The 13,483-nt window shown below is 49.5% G+C and carries 11 protein-coding genes and 1 pseudogene; 1 reads left to right on the forward strand and 11 read right to left on the reverse strand.

Going from position 1 to position 13,483, the window contains the following annotated elements:
* Positions 1 to 13: 13 nt before the first annotated feature.
* The 3 genes and pseudogenes from ilvN to ilvD all read right to left on the reverse strand — a co-directional run.
* Positions 14 to 259: pseudogene (gene ilvN / locus A1sIIB142_RS04290) on the reverse strand (acetolactate synthase small subunit); the annotation flags it as partial.
* Complete coding sequence (locus tag A1sIIB142_RS04295) at positions 259 to 2,022, reverse strand: acetolactate synthase large subunit (protein ID WP_095693820.1); 1,764 nt, start codon at positions 2,020 to 2,022, stop codon at positions 259 to 261. The gene A1sIIB142_RS04295 and the pseudogene ilvN, both read right to left, overlap by 1 nt.
* A gap of 232 nt (positions 2,023 to 2,254) precedes the next feature.
* Positions 2,255 to 3,928, reverse strand: coding sequence for a dihydroxy-acid dehydratase (gene ilvD, locus A1sIIB142_RS04300; RefSeq protein ID WP_095693821.1), 1,674 nt, complete (start codon positions 3,926 to 3,928; stop codon positions 2,255 to 2,257).
* A 67-nt stretch (positions 3,929 to 3,995) separates the two neighbouring features.
* Here ilvD and A1sIIB142_RS04305 point away from each other — a divergent pair, with 67 nt between their 5' ends.
* Positions 3,996 to 5,459, forward strand: coding sequence for an MFS transporter (locus A1sIIB142_RS04305; protein ID WP_095693822.1), 1,464 nt, complete (start codon positions 3,996 to 3,998; stop codon positions 5,457 to 5,459).
* A 7-nt stretch (positions 5,460 to 5,466) separates the two neighbouring features.
* On the opposite strand, the gene gatB is transcribed toward A1sIIB142_RS04305, so the two are convergent.
* The 8 genes from gatB to rplU all read right to left on the reverse strand — a co-directional run bounded on the left by gatB (position 5,467) and on the right by rplU (position 13,365).
* Positions 5,467 to 6,972 carry an Asp-tRNA(Asn)/Glu-tRNA(Gln) amidotransferase subunit GatB gene (gatB, locus tag A1sIIB142_RS04310; protein ID WP_095675024.1) on the reverse strand — a complete coding sequence of 502 codons (1,506 nt, stop codon included), beginning with the start codon at positions 6,970 to 6,972 and terminating at the stop codon, positions 5,467 to 5,469.
* On the reverse strand, positions 6,972 to 8,468 hold the full coding sequence (gene gatA / locus A1sIIB142_RS04315; protein WP_095693823.1) for an Asp-tRNA(Asn)/Glu-tRNA(Gln) amidotransferase subunit GatA: 1,497 nt from the start codon (positions 8,466 to 8,468) through the stop codon (positions 6,972 to 6,974). The genes gatB and gatA overlap by 1 nt, the downstream gene beginning before the upstream one ends.
* The gene (gene gatC, locus A1sIIB142_RS04320; protein ID WP_095675026.1) at positions 8,465 to 8,764 is read right to left on the reverse strand and encodes an Asp-tRNA(Asn)/Glu-tRNA(Gln) amidotransferase subunit GatC; all 300 of its coding nucleotides are present in this window, start codon (positions 8,762 to 8,764) and stop codon (positions 8,465 to 8,467) included. The genes gatA and gatC overlap by 4 nt, the downstream gene beginning before the upstream one ends.
* 26 nt (positions 8,765 to 8,790) lie before the next feature.
* Positions 8,791 to 10,059: a glutamate-5-semialdehyde dehydrogenase gene (locus tag A1sIIB142_RS04325; protein WP_095693824.1), complete on the reverse strand. Its 1,269-nt coding sequence runs from the start codon at positions 10,057 to 10,059 to the stop codon at positions 8,791 to 8,793.
* Complete coding sequence (gene proB, locus A1sIIB142_RS04330) at positions 10,056 to 11,171, reverse strand: glutamate 5-kinase (RefSeq protein WP_095675028.1); 1,116 nt, start codon at positions 11,169 to 11,171, stop codon at positions 10,056 to 10,058. Before proB ends, A1sIIB142_RS04325 begins: the two co-directional genes overlap by 4 nt.
* Positions 11,168 to 12,682 (reverse strand): GTPase ObgE, encoded by a 1,515-nt coding sequence (gene obgE / locus A1sIIB142_RS04335; RefSeq protein WP_095693825.1) that lies wholly within the window; start codon positions 12,680 to 12,682, stop codon positions 11,168 to 11,170. The genes proB and obgE overlap by 4 nt, the downstream gene beginning before the upstream one ends.
* Before the next feature lie 94 nt (positions 12,683 to 12,776).
* Positions 12,777 to 13,031 carry a 50S ribosomal protein L27 gene (rpmA, locus tag A1sIIB142_RS04340; RefSeq protein WP_017954955.1) on the reverse strand — a complete coding sequence of 85 codons (255 nt, stop codon included), beginning with the start codon at positions 13,029 to 13,031 and terminating at the stop codon, positions 12,777 to 12,779.
* Between the two features lie 19 nt (positions 13,032 to 13,050).
* Positions 13,051 to 13,365, reverse strand: a complete 315-nt coding sequence (rplU, locus tag A1sIIB142_RS04345; RefSeq protein WP_095675030.1) for a 50S ribosomal protein L21 — start codon at positions 13,363 to 13,365, stop codon at positions 13,051 to 13,053.
* Between the last annotated feature and the right edge of the window lie 118 nt (positions 13,366 to 13,483).

Here is a 13,483-nt window from a genome sequence, read left to right on the forward strand (position 1 = left end):
TGCTGCCGGTCAAGACTTCCTTAATTGAAATCACGCTAATTAACTTATCGAGCTGGGCGATTACCTGCTCAAGTGAGTGACCTTCCACTCCAACGACGATAACCATCTTGGAAATTGTTGGGTCTTGGGTTGGTCCCACATTGAGCGAATCAATATTGAAGGCACGACGTGAGAATAGTCCAGCCACGCGAGCCAAAACTCCAGGTGAGTTTTCAACCAGAACTTCGAGCGTGTGTTGGCGCCGGGAGGCAGTAGTCATTAGAGCTCCTGTGAATCCCAGTCGGGGGCGGTAGCCCGAGCGATCAAGATTTCGTCATTTGATGTGCCAGCGGCAACCATCGGCCAGACCATGGCATCGCGGTGAACGCGGAAATCTACGACAACTGGTTGATCATTAATTGACATCGCTTTTTCAATTGTCTTATCAAGATCTTCTGGGCGATCACAGGCAAGTCCCACGCAGCCCATTGATTCGGCAAGCATCGGAAAGTTAGGAACGCGCTTGGACTCAAGTGATGTATTTGAGTAACGACTGTCATAGAACAGGGTCTGCCACTGGCGAACCATGCCGAGAGATTCATTGTTGATGATGGCAACTTTGATAGGAATGTTATTTAGCGCGCACGTTACTAACTCTTGATTAGTCATTTGAAAACATCCATCGCCATCAATAGCCCAGACAGTTGTATCAGGTGCTGCAACTTTTGCACCCATGGCAGCAGGAACGCCATAGCCCATAGTTCCGGCGCCACCTGAGTTAAGCCAGGTGCGTGGATGTTCGTAAGAAATAAACTGTGATGCCCACATCTGGTGCTGACCAACACCGGCGGTGAAAATGGTGTCGGTGCCAGAAATCTGTCCAAGGCGTTGGATAACCAGTTGTGGTGAAAGTGAACCATCATCTGGAATATCAAAACCCAATGGATAAGTTGATTTAAGTGAATTCATCTGACGTAGCCAGGCGGTGAGATCAGGCTTGATCTTAGCAAGTGCTGCCTTCAACGCTGGAACAAGTGCCGCCATTGTTTCTCTGACATCGCCCACAACGGCAACATCAGCATGACGGTTCTTACCTATTTCGGCAGGATCGATATCAGCATGGAGAATTTTGGCGTTTGGCGCAAAGGTAGAGAGCTTGCCGGTCACGCGATCATCAAAGCGAGCACCTAAAGTAATAAGTAGGTCAGCTTTCTGTAGCGCAGTTACAGCCGCAACTGTTCCGTGCATTCCAGGCATTCCCATATGCAACGGATGTGAATCAGGAAAAGCTCCGCGCGCCATCAAAGTAGTGACAACAGGTGCACCAAGAAGTTCCACAAGTGCGCGAAGTTCAGCCGCAGCATTTGCCTTGATTACTCCGCCTCCCACATAGAAGACAGGCTTAGAAGATTGCGCAATGAGGGCTGCTGCATCAGTGATTGCCTGCGCGTTCGGTGTTGACTGAGGCTTGTAACCAGCTAAATTAATTGAGGTTGGCCAATTAAAAGTTGTCATTTTTTGCAGCGCATCTTTAGCAACATCGACAAGAACTGGGCCCGGACGACCTGTTGTTGCAATGTGGAAGGCTTCAGCGATAGCTCCAGGAATTTCGGCAGGATCAGTAATCAAATAGTTGTGCTTTGTAAATGGCATTGTGATGCCACGGATATCTGCCTCTTGAAAAGCATCAGTTCCGATTGCCGCAGATGGCACCTGACCGGTGATTGCAACAAGTGGCACTGAGTCCATGGAAGCATCCATTAATGGCGTTACCAGGTTTGTCGCACCTGGTCCTGATGTTGCAATACAAACACCGGCGCGACCAGAAACTTGGGCGTATCCAGTTGCAGCATGGCCCGCACCTTGTTCGTGGCGCACAAGAATGTGGCGAATTGTTGAATCATAAATTGGATCGTAAGCAGGAAGAATGGCACCACCAGGAAGTCCGAACATTACTTCAACGCCAGCAGCTTCCAAGCTCTTCACAAGCGCAGTTGCTCCAGTCATCGCTGTGCCGTTTGCTGTTGGAACATGTGTGGTCATCTTCGTACTCCTTTCCCTAATCTCATCGTGCTTAATCTTGTTAAATGAAAAAACCCTCAGATATCTGAGGGCGCGTGTGACGTGAAGGCACGCGCTATCGAATCACCACCACTGAAATAACTGACGAACGTGTTGATTGCATGCACCCATTATCCAACGCAGGTGCCGTGTGAGTCAAGAGGTGAGATGCAGGTCTCAATTTATGAGACAGCCATTGGGCCAGGCGCTAAATTTAATCGCAGACCGCACCCTTAGATGCTGACCCAACAAGCTTTGAATACTTAGCGAGAACGCCACGGGTGTACTTATGAGGCAGTGGTTTCCACCCCACTTTGCGCGCTTCCAGTTCTGCCACATCTACCAATAAATCTAGTTTTCGAGTAGCGATATCTATTCGAATGAGATCGCCATCTTTAATAAATGCAATCGGTCCACCATCAACTGCTTCCGGTGCAATGTGTCCCACACATAGTCCGGTGGAACCGCCCGAGAATCGACCATCAGTAAGTAAGAGTGTTTTCTTGCCAAGACCAGCACCTTTGATTGCGCCAGTAATCATTAACATCTCGCGCATGCCCGGTCCACCCTTAGGACCTTCATAACGGATCACAACTACATCACCTTCTTTAATTGTTCCGTTTTCAAGAGCATCCATCGCCAACTGTTCGCGTTCAAAGACCCGAGCTGGGCCTTCAAATTTTTCAACGCCAATCCCGGCTGTCTTACTGACCGCACCTTCAGGAGCAAGTGAGCCATCAAGAATTGTGATTCCCACATCTGTGGAAAGTGGCTTATCAATGGCACGCAATACTTCACCGTCAGCCAGTGGCGGCTTGATGTCAGCTAAGTTCTCAGCCATGGTCTTGCCGGTAACAGTTAGGCAATCTCCATGTAGATAACCAGCATCGAGTAAGACGCGCAAGACAACGGGAATTCCGCCCACACGGTCAATATCGGTCATGACAAATTTTCCAAAAGGTTTGAGATCTCCAATAAGTGGAACCTTGGAACCAATGCGATGGAAATCTTCCAGTGTGAGGTCAACTTCAGCCTCGTGGGCGATTGCAAGTAAGTGCAACACAGCATTAGTTGAGCCACCCAGCGCCATCAAGATTGTGATGGCGTTTTCAAAAGCTTTCTTGGTCAAGATATCGCGAGTAGTAATTCCTTTTGCAATCAAATTCACTACTGCCGCCCCAGATTGCTCGGCAAATGCATCACGACGACGATCTACTGCAGGAGGGGCCGCAGATCCTGGAAGTGCTAAGCCAATAGCTTCGGCAATACTTGCCATGGTGTTGGCGGTAAACATTCCACCACAAGCTCCCTCACCAGGGCAGATAGCCTTTTCAATTTGGTCTACGCGATCTTGGGTGATTAATCCACGAGCACAGGCACCTACAGCTTCAAAGGCGTCGATGATCGTGACATCTTTACCATCAACCTGACCAGGAAGAGTGGAACCGGCATAAACAAAGACTGATGCCACATCTAGGCGCGCTGCAGCCATCATCATGCCAGGAAGTGATTTATCGCAACCAGCAAATGTCACCATGCCATCGAGGCGTTCTGCCTGCATCACAGTTTCTACTGAGTCAGCGATTACCTCGCGCGAGACGAGTGAGAAGTGCATACCTTCATGGCCCATGGAGATTCCATCGGAGACAGAAATAGTTCCAAACTGCATTGGAAATCCACCAGCATCGATGATTCCTTTACGAGAAGCTTTAGCAAGGCGATCTAATGAAAGATTGCATGGGGTGATTTCATTCCAGGAAGATGCGATACCAATCTGAGGTTTCACCCAATCTTCATCACCCATTCCAACAGCACGTAACATTCCACGAGCTGGGGCGCGCTCTAATCCATCAGTGACAAGTCCGGAGCGAGGTTTCATCTTTGACATGAGAGAATTCTACCCTTACCAACTCGATTTGAGACCAGCCTAAAAACAATTAAAAGGAGACACTCCTGTGTCAAAGCAAGAAACCGATACGAACCTTGACCCAACTAGATGGCGCACGCTTTTCGTCGTAGCCATATCCCAATTGATGTTGATTCTCGATAGCTCAATTATGAATATTGCGATTCCAAGCGCCAAGGTTGACTTGGGAATCTCTGATGCCAATCAGCAGTGGATTATCACCGCCTACACATTGGCATTTGGTTCACTGCTGCTTCTGGGAGGCCGCATAGGTGACTTCATGGGACGTAAGAAGATCTTCATTATCGGACTCCTTGGATTTGCCGGTGCATCAGCACTCGGCGGTATTGCCTCAACACAAGGTCTGCTCTTTGCATCCCGCGCTTTACAAGGTGTCTTCGGCGCCCTACTTGCACCGGCCGCTCTTGCAATTATCTCTGTGACATTTACCGTTCCAAAAGAGCGGGCAAAAGCATTTGGTGTCTTTGGCGCGATCTCTGGCGGCGGCGCAGCTATTGGACTTATCGTCGGCGGCGTTCTTACTGAATACACATCATGGCGTTGGTGCCTTGGCGTCAATACTCCAATCGCTATCCTCGCAGCCATCTTGGCAGCCAAGTTTGTGCATGAATCAAAAGCTGCTGGCGATAAGAAATATGACATTCCTGGCGTTGTGACAGCAACTGCCGGTCTCTTTGCACTCACTTACGGATTTAATGAAGCAGCTCGTGAAGGCTGGACTGATTCCCTCACGCTCACATTTTTTGCCGTAGCAGTAGTACTGCTTCTGGCCTTTGTCGTTATTGAATCAAAGGTGGCAAGTCCGCTGATGCCTCTTCGCGTTATTACCGAACGTAATCGTGGTGGTTCATACCTTGGTTCACTTATTGTGGGAGCCGGGCTATTTTCAATGTTCCTATTCCTTGGTCTCTACCTACAAGTGATTCTTGGATACACGCCACTTCACTCTGGCTTTGCATTCTTGCCATTCTCTGTGGGCATCATCATCTTCGCTGGAGTTGCTTCCCAACTACTACCGAAGATTGGACCAAAGCCGCTCATGGTTCCGGGGCTTATCTTCGCTGGGATTGGGCTTTTGATGCTCACCCGCATCACACCTGAAACTGGCTATGTCACACACGTTCTTCCATCACTTCTCATCATGAGCTCAGGTATGGCACTGGTGTTTATCCCGCTGACATCAACTTCACTCCATGGCGTATCTGGTCGTGACACCGGTGTAGCAAGTGCCATGGTGAACACTTCTCAGCAGATTGGTGGATCACTAGGAGTTGCGCTGCTCAATACCATTGCGGCAACTGCAACAACTGCCTATGCAGCAACACATACTGAACTTGGAAAGATGGTTCAACCATTTGCTGTGACGCATGGATTCACCACTGCATTTAAAGTCAGTGCCGCGCTCTTATTTGCGGGCGCAATCGTGCTCTTCTTCTTTATCAATATTGGTAAAGAGTCACTCGTTGAAACTGAAGGCGCAGGCGCGCACTAACTAGTTACTAGCCTTGACCTAAGTGGCCAAGTAGAAGCTCGCGAACTCGCGCCGCATCTGCTTGGCCCTTTGTCTCTTTCATGACTGCGCCAATCAAGGCGCCAGCTGCAGGTAAGTGTCCCCCGCGTACCTTCTCGGCAGTTTCTGCTTGTTCAGCACAAACTTTCTCAATAGCGGCCATGAGCGCACCATCATCGTTAACAACTTTAATGCCACGCTTTGCCACAACTTGCGCTGGTTTTCCTTCGCCAGCGATAACGCCCTCAACTACTTGACGAGCAAGTTTGTCGGTGAGCTCACCTGCTGCCACCAGTGCGATAAGTTCGGCAACATCTGCTGGAGTAATGGCAAGTTCAGTCACCGCAATATTTTGATCATTGGCGATGCGCGATATCTCACCGAGCCACCACGTGCGCGCCTTGGTGGGGTCTGCGCCGAGTAATACTGTCGCTTCCACAATATCTAAAACATCGGCGTTAATCATCGCCTGCATCTCTTTATCAGGCACGTTCCACTCTTCTTTGATGCGCTTGCGGCGTAGTGATGGGCGTTCTGGCAAGGTTGCACGTAGCTCTTCAATCCAGGTGGCAGCCGGTGTGACTGGAAGTAGATCTGGATCTGGGAAGTATCGGTAATCCTCTGCTTGTTCTTTCGAGCGACCAGAACGGGTCAGGCCAGTATCTTCTTGGAAGTGACGAGTCTCTTGCTTAACTTTCTTGCCTTCATTGAGTAGCTCTGCGTGACGAATCATTTCACCACGGATGGCGCGCTCGACCGAGCGAAGTGAGTTCACATTCTTTGTCTCAGATCTGGTTCCTAGAACATCAGAGCCAATTGGTTTAAGTGAAACGTTGGCATCACATCGCAGTGAGCCTTGCTCCATCTTCACATCAGATACTTTCAGGCCTCGAAGGATGTCGCGGAGTTCTGCCACATAAGCCTTTGCCACCTCTGGTGCGTACTTACCTGTGCCAGGAACAATCTTGGTAACAATTTCAACTAGTGGAATTCCAGCTCGGTTGTAATCAAGTAGTGAGTAGTCGGCGCCATGAATACGACCGGTAGCACCTCCAACGTGGAGTGACTTTCCAGTGTCTTCTTCCATATGTACACGTTCAACTTCAATCCGGAATTGCTTCGGACCTTCATCAGTATCAATTTCAACATCGACATAGCCATCAAAACAGATCGGTTCGTCATACTGTGAAATCTGGAAGTTCTTCGGCATATCTGGATAGAAGTAATTCTTGCGCGCAAAGCGACTATATGGCGCGATTTTGCAGTTCAGCGCCAGGCCAATCAGAATCGTTGATTCAATTGCTTTCTCATTGACCACCGGCAGGGCGCCCGGAAGTGCTAAACAGACCGGACAAGTTTGGGTGTTTGGCTCTGCGCCAAACTCTGTGGCGCAAGAACAGAACATCTTGCTATGAGTATTGAGTTCAACGTGAACCTCAAGACCCAGTACTGGATCCCACTTAGCAACTACTTCGTCATATGTTGGAAGCGCCATTACTTGCCCCCTGCCAACACTGGTGCCTGGGAAAGAATCGGTGCGCCCCACTTTGCAAGCAGCGCTGCTTCCAGTGCTGCCCCGGCTTGATAGAGACGTTGATCTTGCATGGCAGGTGCCATGATTTGGAAACCAACTGGCAAATTATCTTCTTCGGCTAAACCTGCCGGCAGTGACATGCCACAGATACCAGCAAGGTTTACTGGAATAGTTGCCACATCACCTAAATACATTGCCATGGGGTCATCAACTTTTTCCCCAATTTTATAAGCAGTTGTGGGAGCTGTTGGCGAGACTAGAACATCGGCTTTGGTAAATGCCTTTGCGTAATCTTGAATGATTAAGGTGCGAATCTTCTGCGCACTGCCGTAGTAAGCATCGTAATAACCAGATGAGAGTGCATATGTTCCGAGGATGATGCGGCGCTTTACTTCGCGGCCAAAACCAGCATCGCGAGTAGCGCTCATAACTGCTTCGGCCGATGCGCCAGCTGCATCTCCTGTGCGAAGTCCGTAGCGCATCGCATCAAAGCGTGCCAAGTTCGAAGAACACTCAGAAGGCGCGATTAAGTAATAGGCAGCAAGTGCGTATTCAAAGTTTGGACAATCTACTTCCACAATTTCAGCTCCCAGGGAAGCCAGAACCTGCAGTGATTCATCGAAACTTGCTTGCACGCCCTTCTGATATCCAGCACCTTGTAGCTGCTTAATCACGCCAATCTTCATCCCTTTAACATCACCGCTCTTTGCCGCAGCAACTACTGCCGGAACAGGTGCGTTAATACTTGTTGCATCTTTTGGATCATGTCCTGCCATCACTTCATGGAGAAGCGCGGTATCTAATACGGTGCGACCAAAGGGCCCGGCTTGATCAAGACTTGATGAATATGCAATCAAACCAAAGCGAGAGACGGCGCCATATGTGGGGCGAACTCCGACGATTCCGGTAAGCGCTGCCGGTTGGCGAATGGACCCACCAGTATCTGAACCCACGGCAAGTGGTGCTTGAAAGGCAGAGACGGCAGCAGCTGATCCACCGGATGAACCACCAGGTGTGCGAGTTAAATCCCACGGATTAAATGTTGGGCCATAGCCAGAGTTCTCAGTCGATGAACCCATGGCAAATTCATCCATATTTGTCTTACCTAATATCACAAGGCCCGCATCTTTAAGTTTGCTCACAACTGTAGAGTCATAGGGCGGGCGCCAGCCTTGCAAAATCTTTGAGCCAGCAGTTGTAGGAACTCCGCGTTGTGCCAACACGTCTTTAAGGGCTAATGGAATTCCGGCAAGAGGTGAAAGCTTTTCGCCACCCTTACGTTTTTCATCTACCGCCTTTGCTTGGGCAAGTGCGCCTTCGGCATCAACATGTAAAAAGGCTTTCACTTGACCATCAACGGCCGCAATCTGATCAAGGTGTGCCTTGGTTAATTCAACAGCAGTAGTTGATCCATCTGCCAAAGCAGCGGCCATCTGGGTTGCGTTCTGGCGAATCATTCTGCCTCACCAAGAATTTGTGGAACGCGAAAACGTTGCTCCTCTTGTGCCGGAGCACCAGAGAGCGCATCTGTTGGCGAAAGACTTGGGAGCACAACATCTGGACGCGCAATATTTTCTAGTAGCTGTGGGTGCGATGTTGCTTTAACCCCGGTCAGATCAACCTCTTGAACTCGTGCAACGGCATCAAGAATCATTCCAAATTGGGAAGCAAGGCTTACTAGCTCTTCCTCTGTCATTTCAATTCGGGCAAGGCCTGCAAGTTTTGCGACATCATCGCGGGAGAGGCTGCTCATGTGCTGGAGTCTATAAAAGGTTTGGTTTAAGAGCGAATCTGGCCAGTGCCGGTAACAATCCAGGTAGTAGTTGTCATCGCCTCTAACCCCATTGGACCGCGTGCATGCAACTTCTGATTTGAGATGCCGATCTCTGCACCGAATCCCATTTGTTCGCCATCGGTAAATCGGGTTGAGGTATTGACCATCACCGCAGCGCAATCAGAGAGGGCGATAAACCGAGCGGCGACCGCTTTATCTTCAGTGACAATAGCTTCAGTGTGGTTAGTTCCGTATTGCGCAATGTGATCAGCTGCAGCATCAACGGAATCTACGACCCCCACATTCATCTCTAGCACACCATATTCAGTCGACCAGTTTTCATCCGTTGCAATAGTTGCTGCAATGTTGAACTTCTCGGCCACCTTCTGAGCAGTGACATCAGTATGCAAAATGACCCCAGCATCACTGAGGGCTCTAAGTGCAATTGGCAAGAATGTGGGAGCGATTGCCTTATGCACCAACAAGGTCTCTGCTGCATTGCAAACACTAGGCCGATGCGTCTTTGAGTTAATAAGAATTGGAAGCGCCTTTTGAATATCTGCAAATTCATCAATATAGACGTGACATACGCCAGCGCCAGTTTCAATTGTTGGCACCGTTGATTCATCAACGACCATGCGAATCAGCGCAGCGCTGCCGCGAGGGATGACAAGGTCTACTTTCCCACGAGCTGTGAGCAAGGCTTTAGTCGTTGCCCGATCTTCGGATGGAACAAGTTGAATCACTTCAGGTGAAATCTTTGTATTACTTAAGGCGTCGCGCATGACGTTGACCAAGATTTCATTGCTATTGCGCGCCGATGATGAACCACGCAAGAGCGCAGCATTTCCTGACATCAGCAGAATTACTGCGGCATCGACTGTGACGTTAGGACGTGCCTCATAGACCATTCCGATCACACCGAATGGAACCGATACTTGTTGCAGATGAAGGCCGTTAGGAAGCGTACTTTCACGAAGTGTAATTCCGAGTGGATCTGCAAGGGCTGCCACTTGGCGCGCTCCCCCGGCAATACCTTTAATGCGTTCTGCGGTAAGTAAGAGCCGATCCTGCATCTGCGGATGCATCTGCTCTTTGCGCGCATTCTGCATATCAATTTCATTTGCCGCCAAGATTTCGGCGCTCCGCGATTCAATTGCCTGCGCAATAACTTCAAGTGCCGACTTTCGCTCGGCACCTGTGGCTGTAGATAAAGTGCGCGCAGCGATACGGGCTTTCTTTGCCAGCTCAGCAATGATTGCTTCGGCGCTCATAGGAGTACTAAATCATCTCTATGCACAAGCTCGCGCTCGTATTCCGCGCCCAGTGATGCTGCAAGTTCCTTTGTTGAACGCCCTAGCATTTGTGGAATTTCAGATGAATCAAATGCAACGAGGCCACGTGCAATAACTTTGCCAGCTTCAGAAGCAAGTTCAACAGTGTCACCCGAAATGAACTCTCCTTCAACAGCTGTGACGCCGGCTGGAAGTAAGGACACTCCTCTTTCAAGAATTGCCTTCACTGCTCCGGCATCGAGAATAAGGCGCCCCTGTGGCGTTGAAGCATGCGCTAGCCATAGTAGACGTGAGGTCGCCTTCGAACTCTGCGGGGCAAAGAAGGTTCCATAATCTTCACCCGCGATTGCATGACCGCAATGTGCAAGAGATGTAAGGAGCATTGCAATTCCAGCACTGGTTGCAATGCGCGCTGCCTCTACCTTGGTCACCATTCCGCCACTACCCACACCGGCAGAGCCTGCTCCACCTAAGACAATGGTTTCAATATCTGACATTGTGGCGACATATCGAATTGGTTGTGCACCACTTTGTGTTGGTGGTGCGTCATAGAGCGCATCAATATCTGAGACAAGAATGAGTAAATCAGCATGGATAAGCAGTGCAACAAGTGCTGCGAGCCGATCGTTGTCACCAAATCTAATTTCCTGGGTTCCAACAGTGTCATTTTCATTGACAATCGGAATCACACCCAGTGAGAGCAATTTAGTGAGCGTTTGCTGCGCATTTTGATAGTGCGAGCGGCGCACAATATCTTCAGTTGTCAGCAGAACCTGGGAAGAGATAACACCATGGGCAGAAAACTTCTCGTGATACTGGGCAATAAGTAAACCTTGTCCGACCGAGGCCGCCGCTTGTTGGGTAGCTAAATCCTTTGGGCGAACTTTTAAGCCCAATGGCGCCAACCCGGCAGCAATCGCACCAGATGAAACAAGGAGTACATCGGCGCCGCGCTTTTTCAGTGAGTAAGCAAAGTCAACAATTTTTGCAACAGCGTGTGGATCTAACTCTGACCCAGCAGCACCGGTGAGAGATGACGAGCCGATTTTGATGACGATGCGCTTAGCGCTGGTTAAAGCCTCGCGGTTCACTTGTCATGGCTTTCTTCTTCGCTCTCTTCTAGTTGAGCTAATGATAACTTTATTTCAGGATTTGTTGGCTCTTCCACGTTATATTCCCATTGACGGGCAATTTCGTCATCTGAAAGTTTATCTACCTCAGGCTCAACTGCGCCCCATGCACCTTCAAGCCGTGAATCTTCTCCGCGGCGATGTAAGAAGCCAGCAAGTTGCTCAGCGCCGGCTTCAATAGTTGGCTCCCATTCAAAGACAACTTCGTTATCACCAGAACCAATGCGCACTTCAGAACCTGCAACTGCGCCCTTCTTAAAGAGTTCCTTCTCAACACCTAACTGCGCCAGGCGATCTGCGAGATAACCAATAGCTTCGGCATTCTTAAAGTTTGTCTGGCGCACCCAACGAACTACTTTCTGTCCGCGCACGCTAAAGGATCCATCACCATTGAGTTGCACTGAGAACCCAGAATCATCGACTGCAACTGGGCGCAAGATGATGCGCGTACGTTCTTCTTTCGCAGCTTCTGCTCGCTCGCGTTGCACAAGTCGAGCCATGGCATACATAAGTTCAGGTAAACCTTCCCGGCTTGCTGCAGATACTGGGTAAACCTCGTAACCTTTTTCTTTCAGCTGCTCCTGCACCATATCGGCCATCGCTTTGCCATCAGGTAAGTCAATTTTATTGAGCGCGACAATACGAACGCGATCTTCTAGTCCGCCATAGAGTGCGAGTTCATTTTCAATAGCATCCAAATCATCAACCGGATTGCGATCTGTCTCCAGAGTGCCGCAATCAAGTACATGCACAAGTGCGACGCAGCGCTCTACGTGGCGCAAGAATTGAAGTCCTAGTCCTTTTCCTTGTGATGCACCTGGAATAAGTCCTGGAACATCTGCCACGGTAAAGCGGGTATCGCCAGCTTGCACAACACCAAGATTTGGAACAAGAGTAGTAAATGGATAGTCGGCAATCTTTGGTCGAGCCGCTGATACTGCAGCGATAAGTGAGGATTTACCGGCGCTAGGAAAACCAACGAGTGCGATATCAGCAACTGATTTAAGTTCGAGTGTGAGTCTGCGTTCTTCACCTGGCTCACCAAGAAGTGCAAACCCTGGTGCGCGGCGCTTAGAAGAAGAGAGAGCTAAGTTTCCTAATCCGCCGTGGCCACCACGTGCAGCAAGAAATGTTGTGCCGATACCAACGAGATCTGCAATTTGTGCCCCATTTTCATCATAGACAACTGTGCCATTAGGAACAGGCATGATGAGATCTTCACCTGATACTCCATCTTTACGATCACCGAATCCTTGGTGACCTGATGTTGCTTTGCGATGTGGTGAGTGATGGAAATCAAGCAAAGTTGTCACAGATGAATCAACAACCAAAATGATGTCTCCCCCGCGTCCGCCATTGCCGCCATCTGGACCACCGAGTGGCTTAAATTTTTCACGCTTAACAGAGACGCAGCCGTCGCCGCCTTTTCCGGCAGTGGCAAAGAGAGTGACGCTATCGATAAATGTTGTCATCTCATCTGCCCTTTCTAGCTACTTGTTGAAATATTTGTTAAATAAAAAAGCGGACCGCGATAAATGCGGCCCGCTCTTTGTAGAGAAACCTTAATTAAACTGCAGGGACTACATTCACTACGCGACGACCGCGAGCGCGACCGAATTCAACTGCACCAGCTGCAAGAGCAAATAGTGTGTCATCTTTACCGCGTCCTACGTTCTTGCCTGGGTGGAAGTGTGTTCCACGCTGACGAACGAGAATCTCACCTGCATTAACTTCTTGACCGCCGAAACGCTTAATACCGAGGTACTGTGGGTTTGAATCGCGACCGTTACGAGTTGAGGAAACACCCTTTTTACTTGCCATTTATTTGCTCCCTTAACCCTTACTTAGCACCGCTGATTGCGGTGATCTTTACGCGAGTGTGCTGTGCACGAAAACCTTGACGACGGCGATGACCTGTCTTGTTCTTGTAACGAAGGATGTCGATCTTTGGACCCTTTACTTCGTCAATCACTTCGCCAGTGACCTTGATGCTTGAGAGAACCTTTGGGTCTGTTGTGACACTTGCGCCATCAACGACCAGAAGAGCTGGGAAAGAAACTGATGAACCAGCAGCAGCGTCGATGCGATCAACGGTGATGGTCTCGCCAACAGTTACCTTCTCCTGGCGTCCGCCAGCTTTAACGATTGCGTACATGCTCATTGCCTCAGTTCTTCGTGTAATAGTTTCAAGCTTGATTCACGCATAGAGCGCGTTCAGGCAGACGCTAAGGGTACGGATTTCATACCCCATGGGTCAAATTGACCCCTAAATT

It is taken from the genome of Candidatus Planktophila versatilis (assembly GCF_002288345.1).
GTDB classification, from domain to species: Bacteria; Actinomycetota; Actinomycetes; order Nanopelagicales; family Nanopelagicaceae; genus Planktophila; species Planktophila versatilis_A.